The 19,641-nt window shown below is 38.7% G+C and carries 20 protein-coding genes; 12 read left to right on the forward strand and 8 right to left on the reverse strand.

The window, feature by feature from the left end:
* Positions 1–29 precede the first annotated feature (29 nt).
* From J9318_RS12635 to J9318_RS12655, 5 genes are all read right to left on the reverse strand, one after another.
* Positions 30–1,127, reverse strand: coding sequence for a TRAP transporter substrate-binding protein (locus J9318_RS12635; protein WP_210560247.1), 1,098 nt, complete (start codon positions 1,125–1,127; stop codon positions 30–32).
* Positions 1,128–1,147: 20 nt separating this feature from the next.
* The gene (locus J9318_RS12640; protein WP_210560248.1) at positions 1,148–2,512 is read right to left on the reverse strand and encodes a TRAP transporter large permease; all 1,365 of its coding nucleotides are present in this window, start codon (positions 2,510–2,512) and stop codon (positions 1,148–1,150) included.
* 1 nt (position 2,513) lies between these two features.
* A complete protein-coding gene (locus tag J9318_RS12645) occupies positions 2,514–3,017 on the reverse strand; it encodes a TRAP transporter small permease subunit (protein WP_244731694.1) in 504 nt (167 codons plus the stop codon).
* 102 nt (positions 3,018–3,119) lie between these two features.
* Positions 3,120–3,446: a BolA/IbaG family iron-sulfur metabolism protein gene (locus J9318_RS12650; protein WP_210560249.1), complete on the reverse strand. Its 327-nt coding sequence runs from the start codon at positions 3,444–3,446 to the stop codon at positions 3,120–3,122.
* 59 nt (positions 3,447–3,505) lie between these two features.
* Entirely contained in the window at positions 3,506–4,135 is a 630-nt protein-coding gene (locus J9318_RS12655; RefSeq protein WP_210560250.1) for an alpha-ketoglutarate-dependent dioxygenase AlkB family protein, read from the reverse strand.
* 62 nt (positions 4,136–4,197) lie between these two features.
* On the opposite strand from J9318_RS12655, the gene J9318_RS12660 reads away from it, so the two are divergent.
* From J9318_RS12660 to J9318_RS12680, 5 genes are all read left to right on the forward strand, one after another.
* Positions 4,198–5,406, forward strand: coding sequence for a methyltransferase (locus J9318_RS12660; protein WP_210560251.1), 1,209 nt, complete (start codon positions 4,198–4,200; stop codon positions 5,404–5,406).
* A gap of 61 nt (positions 5,407–5,467) precedes the next feature.
* Complete coding sequence (locus J9318_RS12665; protein ID WP_210560252.1) at positions 5,468–6,001, forward strand: YajG family lipoprotein; 534 nt, start codon at positions 5,468–5,470, stop codon at positions 5,999–6,001.
* A gap of 8 nt (positions 6,002–6,009) precedes the next feature.
* Positions 6,010–6,621, forward strand: coding sequence for a peptidylprolyl isomerase (locus J9318_RS12670; RefSeq protein ID WP_210560253.1), 612 nt, complete (start codon positions 6,010–6,012; stop codon positions 6,619–6,621).
* Positions 6,622–6,717: 96 nt separating this feature from the next.
* Positions 6,718–7,041 carry a hypothetical protein gene (locus J9318_RS12675; RefSeq protein WP_210560254.1) on the forward strand — a complete coding sequence of 108 codons (324 nt, stop codon included), beginning with the start codon at positions 6,718–6,720 and terminating at the stop codon, positions 7,039–7,041.
* 68 nt (positions 7,042–7,109) lie between these two features.
* Positions 7,110–8,447, forward strand: a complete 1,338-nt coding sequence (locus tag J9318_RS12680) for an AmpG family muropeptide MFS transporter (protein WP_210560255.1) — start codon at positions 7,110–7,112, stop codon at positions 8,445–8,447.
* 28 nt (positions 8,448–8,475) lie between these two features.
* On the opposite strand, the gene J9318_RS12685 is transcribed toward J9318_RS12680, so the two are convergent.
* Positions 8,476–8,712 (reverse strand): helix-turn-helix domain-containing protein, encoded by a 237-nt coding sequence (locus tag J9318_RS12685; RefSeq protein ID WP_210560256.1) that lies wholly within the window; start codon positions 8,710–8,712, stop codon positions 8,476–8,478.
* A 305-nt stretch (positions 8,713–9,017) separates the two neighbouring features.
* On the opposite strand from J9318_RS12685, the gene J9318_RS12690 reads away from it, so the two are divergent.
* The 5 genes from J9318_RS12690 (at position 9,018) to J9318_RS12710 (ending at position 13,275) form a co-directional block, all read left to right on the forward strand.
* Positions 9,018–10,367, forward strand: a complete 1,350-nt coding sequence (locus J9318_RS12690) for an MATE family efflux transporter (protein WP_244731698.1) — start codon at positions 9,018–9,020, stop codon at positions 10,365–10,367.
* A 93-nt stretch (positions 10,368–10,460) separates the two neighbouring features.
* The gene (locus J9318_RS12695) at positions 10,461–10,874 is read left to right on the forward strand and encodes a DUF350 domain-containing protein (RefSeq protein ID WP_210560257.1); all 414 of its coding nucleotides are present in this window, start codon (positions 10,461–10,463) and stop codon (positions 10,872–10,874) included.
* A 10-nt stretch (positions 10,875–10,884) separates the two neighbouring features.
* Positions 10,885–11,514 (forward strand): DUF1190 domain-containing protein, encoded by a 630-nt coding sequence (locus tag J9318_RS12700; RefSeq protein WP_210560258.1) that lies wholly within the window; start codon positions 10,885–10,887, stop codon positions 11,512–11,514.
* Positions 11,515–11,516: 2 nt separating this feature from the next.
* Entirely contained in the window at positions 11,517–12,689 is a 1,173-nt protein-coding gene (locus J9318_RS12705) for a glutathionylspermidine synthase family protein (RefSeq protein WP_210560259.1), read from the forward strand.
* 13 nt (positions 12,690–12,702) lie between these two features.
* A complete protein-coding gene (locus J9318_RS12710; RefSeq protein ID WP_210560260.1) occupies positions 12,703–13,275 on the forward strand; it encodes a hypothetical protein in 573 nt (190 codons plus the stop codon).
* 101 nt (positions 13,276–13,376) lie between these two features.
* On the opposite strand, the gene J9318_RS12715 is transcribed toward J9318_RS12710, so the two are convergent.
* Positions 13,377–14,318, reverse strand: a complete 942-nt coding sequence (locus J9318_RS12715) for a hypothetical protein (protein WP_210560261.1) — start codon at positions 14,316–14,318, stop codon at positions 13,377–13,379.
* Positions 14,315–15,295: a PhnD/SsuA/transferrin family substrate-binding protein gene (locus J9318_RS12720; protein WP_210560262.1), complete on the reverse strand. Its 981-nt coding sequence runs from the start codon at positions 15,293–15,295 to the stop codon at positions 14,315–14,317. The genes J9318_RS12715 and J9318_RS12720 overlap by 4 nt, the downstream gene beginning before the upstream one ends.
* A gap of 256 nt (positions 15,296–15,551) precedes the next feature.
* On the opposite strand from J9318_RS12720, the gene J9318_RS12725 reads away from it, so the two are divergent.
* Both J9318_RS12725 and J9318_RS12730 read left to right on the forward strand, forming a co-directional pair.
* On the forward strand, positions 15,552–16,382 hold the full coding sequence (locus J9318_RS12725) for a S1/P1 nuclease (protein WP_210560263.1): 831 nt from the start codon (positions 15,552–15,554) through the stop codon (positions 16,380–16,382).
* A 56-nt stretch (positions 16,383–16,438) separates the two neighbouring features.
* Positions 16,439–19,588 (forward strand): TonB-dependent receptor, encoded by a 3,150-nt coding sequence (locus J9318_RS12730; protein ID WP_210560264.1) that lies wholly within the window; start codon positions 16,439–16,441, stop codon positions 19,586–19,588.
* Positions 19,589–19,641: the final 53 nt, after the last annotated feature.

The following is a 19,641-nucleotide window of genomic DNA, read 5'->3' on the forward strand; positions in this document are numbered from 1 at the left end:
AACCAAAAACAGATCAGACTAGCAAAGCGTTATCGATTTCTATTTTGGTAATATTCAAGTTCTGACAGATTGTGATAATCCGTAACTTGCTTTTGAAAGGCCTGATAAGAGCTCATTATTCTGTTAAACATCTCATCTTTAGACTTTTGCTCATTTATAACTTCAATACTGGCCTGTTTTAATGCAAACATTACCTCAGCAGGAAACTTTTTAAGGACAACACCGTGTTTATTCTTTAACTGCTCCAGCGCTGCGTTATTTCTAACTGTATATTCATCTAACATATCTTGATTAACCGCGCGGGTTGCGACTTCTACAATCGCTTGTAGATCTTGAGGTAACTCATTAAATGCACTTTCATTAACTGTAAATTCCAACATAGCACCGGGTTCATGCCATCCCGCTACGTAGTAATGTTCAGCCACTTTATGAAAACCAAAAGCTAAGTCGTTATAAGGTCCAACCCACTCAGTTGCATCAATAGCGCCAGACTGTAAAGATGTGAAAATCTCTCCGCCTGTTAACGCAACTGGCACTCCGCCCAGCTTTTGTAATACTTCACCACCTAACCCTGGAATTCGCATTTTGAGCCCTTGCAGGTCTTCAACACCGTTAATTTCTCTTTTAAACCAGCCTGCTGACTGCACGCCCGTATTACCACCAGCAAAAGGAATAACACCAAATGGTTTATACAACTCGCGCCAAAGTTCCAAACCACCACCGTAATGGATCCAACCATTTGTTTCTTGTGCGTTTAGTCCAAATGGTGTTGCGGTGAAAATGGGTGCAGCAGGCATTTTGCCTTTCCAATAATAAGAGGCGGCATGACCCATTTCTGCGGTTCGTTGTGAAACAGCGTCAAATACCTGAAAACCGGGAACTATCTCGCCTGCGCCATATACCTTTATGGTTAACCGGCCATTACTCATTTTATTAACTAGCTTGGCGAAGTTCTCTGGGGCTGTACCCAGACCAGGAAAGTTTTTAGGCCAACTTGTTACTAATTTCCAGTTATATACCTTTTCTACCGTCGAGTTTTTTTGTAATTGCGCTTCGTCACCACCACACGCTGTTAAAAACAGCATAGAGATAGCGACAGTTAACAGCGATTTTGAAAATAAAGACATAATCTTTCCTTGTATACTTTTTAACTATAAATCATGGCAGGTAGCGCCGTTGCTAGATCGGGCCAAATTGCCAAAATGATTAACAGAATTAACTGCATAACAATAAAAGGAACCACTCCTTTATAAATTTTATTGGTCGCAATTGACTTTGGAGTGACGCCTCGTAAATAAAATAATGCAAACCCAAAAGGTGGAGTTAAAAACGACGTTTGTAAATTAATCGCAATCATAATTCCTAGCCAAATAGGATCCACACCCATCATAAACAAAACAGGAGCAACTAAGGGTACGACCACAAAGGTTATTTCTATAAAATCAAGAATAAAGCCTAAGACAAATATTACTAACATCACTGTTAATACGGCTCCAAACTGCCCTCCAGGCATGTCTTTAAAAAATGAGTGAACCAGCTCTTCACCTCCAAACCCTCTGAATACTAAAGAAAATATTGACGCACCAATAAGGATCATAAACACCATTGATGTCACCGACAGAGTTGATTCCATCACCATTTTGAGTGTTTTAATCGTGAGCTCTCGCTTTTGCAAAGCGATTATTGTCGCCCCAAACGCTCCAATGCCAGCGGCTTCAGTCGGGGTTGCTATACCTAATAAAATTGAACCTAAAACAATGACCATTAAAAATAGCGGTGGAATTAAACTTAGAAATAATACTGACAGCTTGAGTCTATCGCTTGTGTTAGCAGGAGGTGTCCATTGTGGTTTAAAAAAACCTATCGCCAACGAATAGAGCAAATACATAGAAACTAGTATAAGACCTGGTATCAACGCACCAGCAAAGAGGTCGCCTACAGAGATAGTTTCGGGAGAAAATATTCCTTGTGATAATTGAGATTGTTGATACGCACTTGATAATACATCACCGAGTAAAACTAACGCTATAGACGGCGGAATTATTTGCCCTAAGGTGCCCGTTGCTGCAATAACACCTGTCGAATAACTTTCGTTGTAACCGCGTTTTTGCATTGATGGTAAGGCCAATAAACCCATTGTCACAACTGTTGCACCAACAATACCAGTGCTAGCAGCCATTAACGCACCAACGAGTGTGACAGCGATGCCCAAACCGGCAGGCATACGTCCAAATACTTGTGAAAGGCTTGTTAATAAATCCTCTGCAATTTTTGACTTTTCAAGCATCACGCCCATAAATACAAAAAGTGGCACAGCTAAAAGAGTTTGATTCGTCATTACGCCATAAATTCTGCTTGGCAAAGCATTCAGTAACGACGTGTCAAAGTTACCAATTAGTGAGCCAATACCCGCAAAAATAAGAGCTGTACCCGCTAAACTAAAAGCAACTGGATAACCTAATAGCAATACTAAACAAATCGCCAAAAACATTAAAACAGCCATCCATTCCATGTTAATTCGCTCCCTTAGCTCGTGTTGCTTTAACTCTATTGAAACGAATAACAAGGTTGCTTAATGCCTGCAATATTAGCAAGCAAGGCATAACGATAATCAGAGACTTCAACAAATACACAAATGGCAGGCCGCCAGCCTCTTGCGAACCTTCTAAAAATTGCCAAGATTGAGCAACATAATTGAAGCTAATGTAAATAATAAACACGCAGGTGGGAATGAGTAAAACGAGGTGACCCAATATATTAATTACGTCTTGTGTTACTGGTGAATAACGATTGTAAAAAATATCAACTCGTACATGCTGATCATGCTTTAAAACATAAGACATACCTAACATTAAAACAGCAGCGTGCAGATAAAGAACACTCTCTTGCAATGAAATCCAACCAAGGTTAAAACCATAACGTAGTATGACAACCAAGGTCATTACAACAACCATAATACCGGTTAGCCAACTCACCGCTTTACCAAGCCGGTCGGATAAGTGTTCGATAAATTCCACGCCGTTACCTCTTATTATTGTTATTGGTAGAGTAATTTATGCGAAGGTATATTCCCTGAATTCAGTTTAATAAACAACCATTGTCCCAATCGAAAAGCAAAATTAACGATCGAATTTACTGCCACCTAAACATTTTGGTGACAATGGAACCTTAGCCGTTTCTCTCCATTCTTTTGGTGTAAATGTGTGGATAGCTAAAGCATGAATATCATTTTTTAACTCTTCAGATAAACAACTATTAACAGCTCTATGACGCTGAATTAATTTTTGATCTTTAAACGCGTCGGCAATAACAACGACTTTAAAATGTGACTCACTACCTTCGGGGACGTTATGCTGCGAGCTTTCATTAACCACATCCAAAATGTCTGGCAAAAACGTATTTGTTAACTTTTCGATTATTTTTAACTCTACCTGACCTGACGTCATCTTTATTAATCCTTATTTAAAAGTTCGAATGCTAGTAAACCAAATACAAGGCGACGAGTCTAATTAACAATGTAACGAAATGTCAGGCTAATACGCCCGTGACTAACTTTTCGCCGCGCTGGAATTTGATGTTGAAATACTCTTTGCATACCAGCTTTCATTACTAACATTGACCCAGCCAACAAATCAATACTCGCCGTTTGCTGAGTTTTTTTATTTTTAAAAAACATGGCTCTCGTTTCTCCAAGTGAAATACTGGCCACTACGGGATTTGGGCCAAGCTCTGACTCATCATCAGAATGCCAGCCCATTTTGTCATTACCATCACGATAGTAATTCACTAAAACAGAGTTAAATTTATAACCGCTACTTAATTCTAGACGTACTTTTATGTCCAAAAGTAATGGGTGCCAAGGCTGTGGCTCTAGCACTTTACCACTATATTGATAGATAACATCTGGATCAGACTGCCAACATTGCAAACGTGGAATTCGGTGGCTGCGACCAAATACCACTACCTCAGGTTGCTGCCAAGGTAATTCTGATTTTAAAGTTTCAAACGCTTCTACAGCTTCCTGCTTTGACAAAAATGAACTTTCATACATTAACCAAGGCGCAATCAACTCCGGCAGCAATGCGCTACTATCTTTTGGTGAGATTGATGAATCTTCGAATAAATCTTTTTGCAAATTTACATCTCTTCTAAGCAGTGGGACAATAGAGAAATAACGATATAAACAACGAGCATAACATGAACACTAGTTGGTCAATTGATAATAATGAGTATCAATTATTTCGCTACCCGCCTAACCAGCACGACAAATCCCTGCAAGCATGGGACAGTTCTGACGATCTTGTTGTTCAATATGTCATCGAACGTTATTCAGATGCGTCTTCATTACCATCAACAGTTATCTTTGACGATTTATTTGGTGCTATTTCAATAGGCTTAAATCGCTTTCGTCCAATTTGTGTCTTAGATTCATACGTTAGTCAGTTAGCAATAGAGCATAACCATGAGATTAACCAACTTGCGAAGCCGCCGATATACAATTCATTAGACACTGTTCCTAATTGCAACCTAGCTATTGTTAAAATAACAAAAAACATTGCCTATCTTGAACATCAATTGCAGACAATTTGCGCTCAGTCGATAAATTGTGATGTTATTGCCACAGGTAAAACAACATTCATTACTACAGCGGTAATGAAACTATTTGAACGTTATTTTGCAAACGTTAAAAGTAGTTTAGCAAAAAGAAAAAGCCGACTAATATTTGCAACACATTCAGCATCACAAAACCAAAGTCTGGCGACTGTTGATAACGCTCGTTCTGTAAATACACACCCTAACTTTACTGCGTATTGGCCGGACAAAAAGTTAACACTCAGCGCCTTCGCAAATGTATTCAGCAAAGACCAAATCGACATTGGCGGGCGTTTTTTAGTGGACCACCTGCCTTATATTGAAGCGACAAAAGAACCTTTTACGGCAATAGATTTAGGCTGTGGTAATGGTTTAGTCGGACTCTCGTTGCTGCAACAAAACGAAAGTCTATTCTTAAACCAAAGCACCAAAAATGACCAACCCAAGAACCGGATAATTTTTTGTGATGAGTCACATATGGCAATCGCATCTGCACAATATAATGTCCAACAAAATGTGCCTTTATTGTCGCAAGCAACTTTATTCGTCCAAGATGACTGTTTATCGCAACAAGCAACAAATTCGGCTGATTTGATCTTGTGTAACCCTCCGTTCCACCAGCAAAATGCAATTACGACACACATTGCGCAACAAATGATAAATCAGGCCGCTCAAGTTCTTAAAAAACAAGGCGTCTTGTATTTAGTCGCAAATAGACACTTGCCTTACCAATCTATGTTGAAAACAACTTTTGGTGGCTTTACTATTCTAGCGAGCAATGCGAAATTCGTGATATATCAATGTAAAAAATAAAATGACATTAAACAAACCGAACTCGTCCACTGATAACGCGCACAAAAAGGTAAACAAAATTATGAGATTTTTTCAGTTAATCGCAATTTCGACTATTGGCTTTATATTGTCTGGTTGCGCCAATCAGTTTGAACAAGCTGTAAAATTGGCACCGAGCGCCGTGTCCCCTAAATTACTTATGAGTGTAAAAGATATAAACATCTCTGACTCACGAGAGAATAAAGCAATGGCAATGGTTAATAGTAGTGAATTTATGCAGGTAAATAATATTGCAAACCTTATTCGCCCATGGTTAACGAGCAGTTTGCAAACAAGCCCTAATGGCCGAAATAAGCTTAACTTTGATATTACAACCGCCACTAGTTATATAAAGCAGTACGCTATGACCTTTGAATCTGAAGCCGTACTTGAGTGGAAAGTTACGGTATCGTCTCCACAGCGAACTTGGACTAAAAGCTACCAAACCGGCATTAACCAAGACGGGCCAATGAAGTTTGATCAAGAGGATGTAACAAAAAACATGAATATCATGTTATCTACATTACTTGAGCGTACGCTTCAAGATGATGAATTTCAGAAAGCCTTAAGTCGCTAGAGGTAGGTATGTTGCAAAGAACTTTTGGCTTATTACTATTAATATTTATTACGCTATTTACCCACTTTTCAACAAGTGCAAATGAAATACCGCGTGGTGAATATATTCAAACCGACAATTTATTCCCTAAAGTTAAAATGGTCACTAATCTAGGCGACATGATTATTGAATTGGATCGAAGTAGAGCAAAAATCACTGTGGATAACTTTTTAAGTTATGTAGTGACAAAGAAGTACGACAACACCATTTTTCATAGACTAGAGCCAGAATTTGTTCTGCAAGGTGGTGGTTACACAACTGATATTGAGCAAATCAAAGAGTTTCCTGAAATCATCAATGAATCCGGAAATGGTTTAAAAAACAATCAGTTCACTATTTCTATGGCTCGGCAATACGAACCGCACACTGCAACTAGTCAGTTCTTTTTTAACCTTGTGGATAACGATAGTTTAAATCCGGGCAAAAAATGGGGTTACACCGTTTTTGGGGAAGTGGTAGAGGGGCAAAGTGTTTTAGAAAAAGCAATTGAAATTGGTAGTGATTTTTCTGAAGAGCTTGGCTGGCCTAACTTTCCTAATAAAAAAATTGAAATTATTTCAGTTCAAATTTTGTCCGAATAGCTTTTTGTGTCTATACTGACTTTGGTTTAGTAAATACGAGCTTTATTACTAATCCGTACCCTTTACTAATACAAATAAAAAATGGGGGTGAATAAAGTGGTAAAAACACAGCGATTTATCCACAACAAAGCAAATCAACTTAGCTTTTATGCTAATGCATTATTGGATGGAGAGATTCAAGATTCAGAAGTTGATTTATATTGTTGGGATACTATTGAGGAATGGTCACAAATAAACGCTAAAGATACATCTCTAACACCGTTGGAAAGTGCTTTTTGGTATTTGTTACATCAGCTTTCTTTTTGGAGCTCATCTGAAATTCGGACGAGTGAAAAACTGAAAAATGAAATGGTTTCCTGTATTAGTTATCTACAAGGATATGGTCGATTCCCGGACTTTTGTTCAGGTGTTAGACCTTAAGACTTGATATTAGATAAAATCTTGTCAACAATCGGCCTATTAGTTTCCACTATTAGGCCGATTTTATTTTGCAATTCTTATCCACCACACTCAGTGGCCAATCTCTAATTCAGCTACTCAACTCTTTCAAAATATATTTTGAGCTAAGTGTATTACGGTTATTTGCCTTTGGATTTGCAGCAGGCTTACCCATTATGTTGGTTTTCTCTTCACTCTCTTTTTGGTTAAGAGAAGCTGGGGCTGCGCGCAGTTCAATCGGTTTTTTTAGCTGGGTAACTCTGGCCTATGCAATGAAATGGATTTGGGCACCTGCGGTAGACAAAGTTAAAATTCCAGTGTTATCCAGGCTACTCGGAAGACGTAAAAGTTGGCTTTTTTTGACTCAAATATTTCTGGTGGCAAGTATTGCTGCCATGGCTCTAACCGATCCAAAACAAAACCTCTATGCAATGGCTCTGGCAGCAGTTGCCGTTGCATTCTTTTCAGCAACCCAAGATGTCGTTATAGATGCATTTAGAATAGAGTCTGGTGATGATCGCCAACAAGCTGCAATGGCGGCCGCGTACATGATAGGTTATCGATTAGCTATGATTGTAGCAACGGCGGGTGTGCTATACATTACCGCGTTGTTTGAGGTTAGCGCTAATTACGACTATTCAGCGTGGCAATCAAGCTACTTAATTATGTCAGGTATTATGGCATTATTAATAGCCTTTACGGTTAGTGCTCCTGAGCCAATAGAATACAAAAATGAGATCGCTAGCTCGTCGCATCAATCAATCCTCCAAAAAGTTAAATCGGCCTTTGTAAACCCTGTAATCGATTTAATTGTTAGATATAAATCCCACGCTATTTTACTCATTATCCTTATAGCGACTTATCGAATATCAGATATTGTAATGGGGGTAATGGCCAACGTATTTTATGTAGATATGGGTTACACGAAACAAGAAATTGCCGCCATTTCGAAGATCTTTGGCGTTGTAATGACCTTAGTAGGCGCCTTTGTATGTGGTGGTTTAATTAACCGTTTTGGCATCCTGCCTATTTTATTGACCGGCGCCATACTTTCCGCATTAACTAATTTGCTGTTTGTTATGCTGTCAAAGTCTAGTCATAATTTAGAGTTGTTAACGTTAGTGATATCGATTGACAACTTAAGCGCTGGCATTGCAATGGCCGCCTTAATTGCATTCTTAAGCTCATTAACCAATAAAGAGTTTACTGCAACACAATACGCCTGGCTTAGCTCGGCAATGCTATTATTACCTAAATCTCTTGGTGGCTTTTCTGGAGTATGGTTAGAAAAACTTGGCTATAGCCAATTTTTTACCATGACGGCCTGTATTGGCATTCCAGCGATAATTGCCTTGTTAGTTTTAATGAAAAAAAAATGGCACGCCTAAACGTGCCATTTCAGAAAGATTAAAAATACTATTGAGCGATTTTTTTTAATCCCTCGATGGGATCAATATCAAGCGCTCGACAATATCTTATATATTCAACGATATCTAACCGACGTTCTTGATTTTCGACTTTTCCAACAAATGAATGTGGAGTACCTATTATTTGAGATAACGTCCGCATGGTATGGCCTTTTTCTTTACGTTTGTCTTTTAGCCAAGCCATTAATATTCTATTTTCGTCAGATGAAACGCTTCCGTTCATCATAATTGCTACTCCCATTTACATCAAATTTGAAACAATTGAACACTCTACTGACACTCCCATATCAGCACGTGTATTAATACCACAGTAACTTTAGGTCATCAATACACTTGAAATGTTTGCTAACACTTTTGATAACACACTGTTTAAAATGAATTTTTATTTCACCGAGAGTCACATGCGTAACAAAAATGTCACCCTATTGTCATCGTACCGTCATAAACCACATATCCGTGTCTGTTCTATAATTATTCGACAATAAAACTAAAAACAGGCATCCTTGCGCCCTTAAAATTGGAGGCCTCTGCGTGATTCTTAAAAAAACTCAATTTAAACAAACGCTAAGACTTGCTTGGCCAATCTCATTACAAAGTATGTTGGTCACTTTTCTTAGTATGATCGATGTCATGATGGTCAGTCACTTGGGCGATGAAGCGATTGCAGCGGTTGGACTCGGCAACCGGGTGTTATTCGTCGTTATGGTTATCGTGATGGGTTTAAGTTGGGCTGTCGGCATATTATCGGCTCAATATCACGGAGCCGGACAAGGGCAAAAAATACGTGGCAGTATTCTAATCGCCATTTGCTACTCGCTAGTCGCATTAATTCCCGTTATTGTTGCAAGCTATTTTTTATCTGATGACATTATGAGTTTAGGTAGCTTAGACCCTGCCGTGATTGCTTTAGGTGAAACCTATTTGTGGATAACGATGCCGAGTATGGTGTTTGTTGCAATCGTTCAAGTTTTTGAAAACGCGCTTCGGAGTATCAATCAAGTCAAAATACCATTAGTTTTCAGCTCTATATCCATTGTATTAAATGTAGTGCTAAATTACTGGTTAATAAATGGTGGTTTAGGCATCCCACCTTTAGGTGTTGCTGGTGCAGCTTGGGCAACCACTATATCCCGCTTGTTTCAATTGATTATTCTTATTAGTTTTTTGCAAACGCAAAAACACATATTATACATTTCCACATCAGATTTTGAGTTCTTAAAATATCGCCCAAATTGGTCAAGGCTTTTAAAGTTAGTATTACCTATGATGCTTAGTTTTGGTATTTGGTCATTAGGCTCATTTACTTATCAGCTTATTTTTGGTCGTATCGGCACAACTGAGCTCGCGGTGATTAGCATGTTACTTCCCGTTGAGGGCATATTTTTATCGATCTTTTTTGGTATCGCATCAGCTTGCTCCATTGTAGTTGGACAACACCTAGGAGCCAACCGTCTAGAGGAAGCATGGACTATGGCTAAGATGTTTTCGGGGCTTGGTCCTGCGGTTGCATTGTGCCTCGGTGTATTACTGATTATTTTTAATGATGCGGTTTTATCACCTTATCAAGGTGTTTCAGAGCAAACGATTAACTTGGCAAAGTCGATTTTTTACGTGATTGGTGGGTTAGCGTGGCTAAAAGTTATTAATATGACTCTTGCAATGGGCATATTGAGAGCGGGTGGCGATAATCGTTTTTGTTTAATTACCGATACTTTATGTATGTGGTTAATTAGCATTCCGTTAGTTTGGCTAGCTGCTTTTTACTGGCAACTAGCTTTTATATGGGTTGTAGTAATTATGTACTCAGAAGAAGTTTGTAAGATGTTTATGTTCGCTTGGCGGGTGAAAAATAAACGTTGGATGAAAAACCTAACATCGTAAAGTTTTGAAACCTTTTATATTTTGACGGTAGTTAGGCTATCTATTAAAGTGTTTTAATAAATGTGAATTCTCTTTATATAGTTAGGACTACAAATGGACAACTCAGACTTACTTATCGCGATTGGCAATTTTGCGTTATATTTTGGCATAAGCTTGGTGTTTTTGATGCTTTTTAAATTTGTTTACACCTTGGTCACTCCTCATGATGAGTGGAACCTCATCAAAGAACAACAAAGTGTTGCAGCCGCGATTGGTTTTGGTGGAGCAATTATTGGTTTTTCTATTGCTTTAGCAAGTGCCGCTAGTAATTCTGTATCTTTAATCGACTATACAACTTGGGGCGCAATCGCACTAATCGCTCAATGCCTCGCCTTTGCTGTCACACGCTATGTATTTATGCCAAAAATTGTTGAACGAATCGAACAAAATGAAATTAGTGCCGGTGTAATTTTAGGCGCGACCAGCGTATCAATTGGACTACTTAATGCCGCTTGTATGAGTTACTAAGGACGCCATTATGAAACGAAGCAAAAGTATCCTCAAACCTCATGCAACTCGCGATACATGGTTTCATCCTACACAGCCTTTATACCTCAGTCTGGCTGCGCTAATCCTCGCGGGCTGCGGTGAGTCAGACTATACCGCTATTGTCGCAAATTCTGTCGAAGACTGCATTGCTGATACCAATTTAGACTTTCAACAATGTGAGGTTGCCTATCAAGAAGCGCTCGCCGAGGCTAAACGGACAGGACCTAGCTTTTTTAACGAGCAAGACTGTGAATGGGAATTTGGAGCAGAAGGCTGTTATCAAGACCAAGACACCAATTTCTTTTTTCCGCTGATGGCGGGTTACCTAATAGCCGATAGCTTATTTGATTATAAAAAGAAAAAATATAGGGGCACTTACACACCTGTTTTTGGCTATAAGCGGAAAGGTTCTAAATTTCACAACAACTATATGTATGCCGACGGTAAAACGCTAGGCTCAATGAGACGGTCCGCGTTTAAGGTTTCAGGCGACTCACTTAAACCAAAACCTAAATTTTCTCGAACTGTTTCCCGTGGTGGGTTTGGCAAGGTCGCAGCACAAAAAGTAAAAATTAATCAGCGAAAATCTACAAATAGATCTCGAAGCTGGGGTGGCTAACGTTGTTTCGGCATCCAATTTCTCCAAGAAAAAACTGGCAAGGCTTAGCAAATGAAATGGGCTTTAAATTTCATACCATGTTTGGCCAACCTTACTGGGATGAGACCGCATACTATCAATTTAGCTTAAAGCAAATTGAACAGGATATAGAAGCGCCGACCGAAGAAATACATCAAATGTGCCTTGATATTGTAGATCGTGTTGTCGCCGATGAAGAACTGCTTAGTCGATTTTGTATACCTGAACACAAGTGGGAGTTTGTTCGAGACTCTTGGCTAACAAATCAAGCAAGTTTGTATTCACGGTTAGACTTTGCGTACGACGGAAAGTCTCCTGCTAAGTTATATGAGAATAATGCTGACACTCCTACCTCTGTCTACGAAACCGGATTTTGGCAATGGTTATGGCTAGAGCAAAATGTCGACAACGCTGTTTTGCATAGAAATAGTGATCAATTTAATAGCCTTCAAGACAAGCTAATTCAACGGTTTCGAACATTATTACTCGAAAATCCAGCTCAAATCTTACACTTTTCTTGTTGTAAAAACACCGAGGAAGACAGAGGAACCGTTCAATACCTTCAAGACTGCGCATCTGCAGCCGGTCTGCCTAACCAGTTTGTTTACATTGAAGATATTGGAATGACCAGCCTTGGAGATTTTACCGATCATAATGATCAAATCATTACGTGGATGTTTAAGCTCTACCCTTGGGAGTTTATGTTTCAGGAGGAGTTTGGCCACCACCTTAATTCTAATGCAAATATAAATTGGTTAGAGCCAGCTTGGAAAAGTGTTTTGTCAAACAAAGCTTTGTTACCTATGTTGTGGAAACACTTCCCACACCACCCTAATCTGCTCCCGGCATTTTTTGAAGATGAACTTAATAACAGCAATAGCGTCATAGGTTTAGTTAAAAAGCCATTATTTTCCAGAGAAGGCGCTAATATTAGTTTTGTCGACGGTTCAAAGTCAGTATTAATGTCAGATGGACCTTATGGACAAGAAGGCTATATTTATCAACAGAAACATTTATTGCCGAGGTTTGGTAAAAACCATACTTTAATAGGCAGTTGGCTGGTTGATGACAAGTCTGCAGGTATTTCAATACGAGAGGATAGTCAGCCTATAACACAAGATTTGAGTAGGTTTGTACCGCATATTATTTTAAGTTAAAAAGGAATAAACAATGAAATCAGCAATTAAATTATCAGTAACTTTAGCTGTTGTCGCAGTTATGTCGGCTTGTAGCACAAAACCAACACCTGAAGTACTCAACGAGAATATTCCTGATTGGGTATTAAACCCGTCAATCGAAAACGGCATCGCTCACGCAGAATGTGTGTCTAGTTCTGGCAATATGTCTATTGATAAGGCTCAAGCAATAGCTCTCGCTAGAGTAGGTCTAGCTCAACAAATTAGCACAAGAGTTAAAGCATTAGATAAGACTTTTCAAGAACGCGTAGATGTAGAGGGACAATCAGTGGTAGGTGCAACCTTCTCATCGGTTTCAAAACAAGTCACGAATCAAGCATTAGTTGGTGCAACACCAATTAAAACCAGTTATGCAAACTTTAATGGCAAAAACCAATTGTGCGTATTAACTGGTTTATCTCCCGAGAAAACCGATGCGTTATTCAAAGGGTTAATTGAAGCCAGCGACAGAAAGCTATCAATGAGTCAAGAAAGCGTGCTTTATCAAGAGTTCAAGGCCTATAAGGCACAACAAGAATTAGATAGAGAGTTAGAAAAAGGAAACTAGTTTTAACTTTGATTTATCTATTGGAAAGGGCCTGATTATTATCAGGCCCTTTAGTAAAAATGGGGCAATCAGTTTTCGAGATTAAAATTCAGCGTCATTAATCACTTGCCAACAATTTCTACAATGTCTTGTGAGATATCACTCAACCCAAAGTTATGAAGTTTTGAGCGAGAGCCTTCACCAATCGCCTTTGGTGGTATCAACTTTTCTTTTGACTGAACATCTTGTTCAAGGACGTCTTCTAGCGCGGCTCTAATCTCGCTTAAGGTTTTATCTAAGTTACTCTCAAAATTTGGACGTTTTCGAATCGTATGCCCTAATTCGATTAGTCTGTAAAAGTACTTTTGTGACAAGATCAAAAACTCTTCAGGTAAGTCTTTGTTCATATTCAAGTTTAAGTCTGGATTTGCGATACAAAAATCAATCAACGCACAATAAAAGCATAACGGTTTATTCGATAACGCAGTTTCTTTACCTGATCGTGCATTTATTAACAACTTGCTCCTCAAATCTATAGTAAGTAACAGAGGTGATGCATTAAGTCTTTGTTCAACTGGTTTCATTTGTTCTTTGGCATGACGCCTAAATACGACGACCCATGTTAATAACGCTGAAAACAGCACTGGAATAATACTAATAGAATGCCAAAACCCTAGCACTTTAAGATCGAATGTAACATATACACTTTGCTCGACAGCGGACAAAATTTCATACTTTGCGTTTGTTGGTTTTTGAGTACCTATATATGTCACACGAATGGGCCACTCCTTAACATTAATAGAATTATTAAGGGCCGCGATATAATTGTTAACTTCTTGTTCATCACCCGCTTCATTTAACCAGTGTTTTTCAACTGGAATTGTAGGGAGATCTAGTGCAATTCGTTGCAGTATTGTTGCCTTTATTTGCGAATGATAGTCATTATGTGTGTTTAAAACACTTAACTGATGCACAAGGGTAAGAATAAAAAGCGAAACAAAAAAAGCTAAAATACCTTGTAACTTAAGCGACTTAGATACTTGTTCAGATAATTTATTAATCACAAGCTAATCTCTCTGTTATTTTCAAGCGATTGTTGAACCGTTAATTGAGCAACGTTTTTATAGTTACTAACTGGAGAGTCATTAGCTTGGAAAATTACTTTTGATAAATTTTGAATAACCCGACAGTTTTGATCTGTAAGTTTTAGTTTTTGATAGTACGAAGACTGTTGCTGGGCCGCGAATTCTGTTAAAAATTGCTGAGCAGCACACAACAGGTCATCATTTTGTGTTGCCAATCTTAAATACCACGCCGTCCCTGATACTGAATCTGCAATGCTAGTTATATAATTCTCGGAGAACTGCACTTCGTCTTCGGCCTGCCAATACGAAGAAATAATATCAACTTTACCTGCTATCAAAAGCTCTCGTAATTCGCTGTGAGTGCTGGCATACACTATGTTCATGCGACTGAAAGTTAAGCCCAACTGTGTAAATAACTTTTTGGGAACAATATGCCCAGAACGGCTTGTTGGATACACCACTAGGCCTATTTTTTTATCTAAAAAGTATTCTTTTGATAAAACCGGTTTTTCGTCTAAAGAAATCAGATAAGTTTTATAATTCGGATAAAAAGCTATCTTTTTATAGCCATGAGTATCTTCCGCTTTTAAAGCTGACATTATATTTTCTTTAACCAATGCTAAGTCAGCCTTACCATTACCCAACATACTAATGGTATTTACATCACTTACTCCCCAATATGAAGAGACCATACCAAATTGTTTATTAATGATACTGTTATCACACACAATACTATTTAACAGGGTTGAACTTGACTCTCCGCCACTATAAATAACAAAAGTTCTATTATTACCTTGTGAGTCTGTTTGGCAATCCAACGACGGGTCTACAAGTGGCACTAAAGAGTTTACTTGTTTGTCGTGATGTAACTGTCCAATGCCCCAAACAATAGTAGAGGCCAATAATATAACAGTGACGTACCAACTTTTATGTATTTTTGCAAAAAGCAAATGCATGTTTATAAAATCCTTCAACTGCACTAAGTGCGAACAATTTATTCTATCTTTATTTACTTATTGTTTTAAGTAATTTTACTCATTAATTTTAAGCTATTGATTTTAAACAACTATTAACATGTAATTATGAATCACTATATATCCTTTCTATTCTTATTTAAATCCGCATAATGTGCGCAAGTTTTTTACACAACTGTGCATTATTTGCACAGTGTAAATTTTCAAGTTACATTACAAAAAAATGGAAACGGTAATAATGAAGAACTTCACGTCGGTAGTCGCAACTACTTTTTTGTCTCTAATGTTGTTAGCGGTCTCAAATAATGCTGCAGCTTATGGTCAAAATGGACATAGAGTAATTGGCCAAATAGCTGAGTGGCATTTGACACCAGCAACTAAACAAGCCATTGAAAAATTACTTGGTGGTGACCTCCTTCCTGAAGTCACGACATGGGCAGACGAAATGCGCTCTTCGCCAGACAAAAAATGGCGTTCACGATCTAAGTGGCATTATATAAGCTTAGATACTCTAGATGACTTCAAACCAGATGCCTATGATGGCGAAGTAAAAGATGTATATACCGCAATTCGCAAGTCAATCGACGTTCTAACCTCCCCTTCTTCAAAACAACAAGAAAAAGAATTTTATCTTCGCTTCCTTACTCACTTAGTTGGTGATCTTCATATGCCGCTGCATGTTGGTCGTGCGGAAGATAAAGGTGGCAACGCTATTCAAGTGGAATTCTTTGGCGACAAAATGAACTTACATTCGCTATGGGATACTCACTTAATTGAAAGTCAAAACCTTTCTTTTACCGAATTCGCTCGATTTGTTAATACAAATGACACAAAAGTCGTGTCTAATTATATGTCTACTCAACCAAGAGATTGGGTAGTTGAGTCGTTTAAGTTGCGCGCGGACGTTTATGACGTAAAAGACGCCAAATTCAAATACGATTATATTTATCAACATATGCCTACGGTTAAAAGCCAATTACAGAAAGGTGGCATACGTTTGGCAGGAATTCTAAATGCTATTTTTGACCCGAATGCAAAAGTCGGCAAAAACGGCGTAAAAATAAAATAACAAAAATTAACTTTTAACAACTTTAACTTTAACTACAAAACAACCAGGAAAAGACAATGAAAAATGTCATTAAACATAGCGCCCTAGCTTTAGCAGTTACAGCTGCTCTGAGCGCAGGTTCTGTTTACTCAGCAGAAACTTCTACTGCCGTTCGCGGTACGATTGAAACTGTTGCAGGCCAATCTGTTACTAACGCAACTATTACTTTCTTACACGTACCTTCTGGTAGCGTAAAAGAAGTAACTGTAAACAGCGAAGGCGCATACCGTGCACGTGGTTTACGTGTTGGTGGTCCTTACCTAGTAACTATCGCTTCTGAAGGTTTCCAAGGTAAAGTATTTGAAAATGTATACCTTGAACTTAATGACATTTTAGACCTTTCAGCTAAGTTAGAAACAAGCAATAACATCGAGAAAATCTCTGTTAATGCTTCTGCAAATGTATTATTTGCTAACTCTGGTTCAAGCTCTGTATTTACGTCTGACGATATCGCTAAAGCAGCGACTGTTAGTCGTGACTTAAAAGATATCGTTCGCTCAAACCCACTAGCGGTTGTTGATGCATCTGGTACTCAATTAAGTGTTGCTGGTTCAAACCCAAAATATAACTCACTAACAGTTGATGGTGTTGGCGTTAACGATACATTCGGCCTTAACTCAAACGGTTACCCAGCTCAGCGTCCACCAGTTTCTTTAAACGCGGTTGACCAAGTAAGCATCGAATATGCACCGTTTAATGCACGTGCATCGAAATTCTCAGGCGGTACAATTAACGTTGTAACTAAGTCTGGTACAAATGACCTGTCTGGTTCTGTATTTTACGAGCAAGTACCTTTCAACGGTTCTGCAACAGATGAGAAGTCATTTAACCGTCGTGACGGTGAGTACGAAGTAGTAGAATTCGATAAAGAAAGCCTAAAGAACGAAGAAATGACGTTCGGTGCAGCTCTAGGTGGCGCGATCGTTAAAGATGAATTGTTCTTCTTTGTATCTTATGAAGAATGGGAAAAAGATGTACCTGTAACATTTAACCCTGCAACATTAGCTGGACATAACCTTACAACAGCTGACGTTCAAAGCGTAATTGATGTACTTCAAAATACATACGGTATCTCTGATTCTAATGGCGCGGCTCCTTCGCCTGACAGCGACAAAAAATTACTAGTTAAATTAGACTGGAACATCAATGATGATCACCGTGCTGATTTAACATATAGCACTCAAGAGAACTCTGCAGCTCGTAACTATACGAACAGAGACAGCACAGTAAACTTAGCGTCTAACGCTTGGTCACAAGATTCAGACACTGAAATTCTAACTGGTCACTTATTCTCAGATTGGACTGCAGACTTTTCAACTGAATTTAACTTCGCTTATAAAGATTACGTACAAGCATCAAACACAGCATCAGATTTAGGTGAAATCAACGTTCGCTTAGAGAACGGTACAGTTGTAGCTGGTCAAGATGAAAACCGTCACGGTAACGAACTTTCTAACGAAACGTTAAGCTTTGGTTTCCACGGTTTATACTTAGTAGGCGACTTAGAGTATAAGTTTGGTTTAGAAGTTGAAAATGTAGAAAACTACAACCTTTATGCTCGTCATGCATCAGGTACTTGGACTTTTAGCTCACTAGAAGACTTCGAAAATAAAGTTCCTTCGTCAATTGCGTATGACAATGCTTATACAAACGATATGCAAGACCTTGCGTTTTCAGTAGAGTCTACACAATACTCACTATACGGTGAGCTAAATACTGAAATTATGGATGACGTATTGTTAACTGCAGGTATTCGTTATGAGCGCCTATCAGTTAAAGATGAGCCAACATTAAACCAAAACTACCTAGCAGAATACGGTGTTGATAACCAAGAAAACCTAGACGGGTCAGATATCTTCTTGCCACGTATTGGTCTTGAGTGGACAGTAAGCGACGATTTAACCGTTCGTGGTGGTGTAGGTCGTTTCGCAGGTGGTATGCCTTTAGTTTGGATTTCTAACGCCTATACAAATGACGGTGTTACGCTGATTTCTTCAACAGAAGCTGCACAGAACGCAGTAATTGCAGATCCTTCGCAAGTTATGTTTGACCAAGTACCACAAACACTACAAGACTCTTTAGTGCCAGGAAACGGTAATACAAACACAATCGCAAAAGGTTTTGAAACTCCATCAGATTGGCGTTACCAAGTGTCTGCTGACTACAGATTTGATGTTCCTGTACTAGGCGACAACTTCCAGTGGTTTACAGAGTTCACATTTGTTGAGCGTGAAAACGCAGCATACTGGATAGACGAAGCTCGTGTAGACTCTGGTGAGCGTATCGGTAACGAACGTATCGTATATGAAAACCGTTGGGACAACCGTGACCGTTACGACCTACAGTTAACAAATATCGACAAAGGTGGTTACAGCCGCATCTTAACAACTGCTCTAAACAAGCGTTGGGATAACGGTATTAATGTAAACATGTCATACACAAATCAAAACATTGATGAAGTTAACCCTGGCACAAGCTCAACAGCAACGTCTAACTTCCAGTATGAAGTTACAACTAACCGTAACGTTCCGGAAATGGGTCGTGCATTCTACGAAGTTGAGCACCGCTTTATTCTTAACTTAGGTTATGACACAGAAATCTTTGAAGGATATGAAACATCTTTCAACTTATTCTACGAGCGTAAGTCAGGTCGTCCATTCTCTTGGACATTAGGTCTGTTCAACGACAGAGACTTTGGTGACCAATCACGCTTCTACCGTGCTGGTACATACTTACCTGAATTACCAACTGGTCCAGACGATGCAAACTTTGACTTCTCTCGTGTAAGCTACGAAGAAACATATGCTCTTATGGAAGCAGCTGGTGTAACTCAATACGCAGGTGGCGTAATTCCTAAGTATGTTGGTAACCAACCATGGACAACAAACATGGACTTAACAATTACTCAACAATTACCTGGTTTTGCAGAAGGTCATAAAGGTCAGCTTTACTTCATCATTGATAACTTTGCGAATATGTTAAATGATGATTGGGGCAAGATTTATAACATGAACTTCCCACAGCAGAACTTATTTGACTTAGAAACTGTTGGTAACCAGTACCAGTTAAGAGATCGTTTTGGTGGTGTTAACACTAACAACTACGATAACTTCGAAGCTGAACGTTCATCTTGGACAGTAAAAGTTGGTGTTAAATATAGCTTTTAATTTATAATTAAACGCTGATGTAAAATGCCTACCTATTTTATAGGTGGGCATTT

The organism is Psychrosphaera aestuarii (genome assembly GCF_017948405.1).
GTDB lineage: Bacteria > Pseudomonadota > Gammaproteobacteria > Enterobacterales > Alteromonadaceae > Psychrosphaera > Psychrosphaera aestuarii.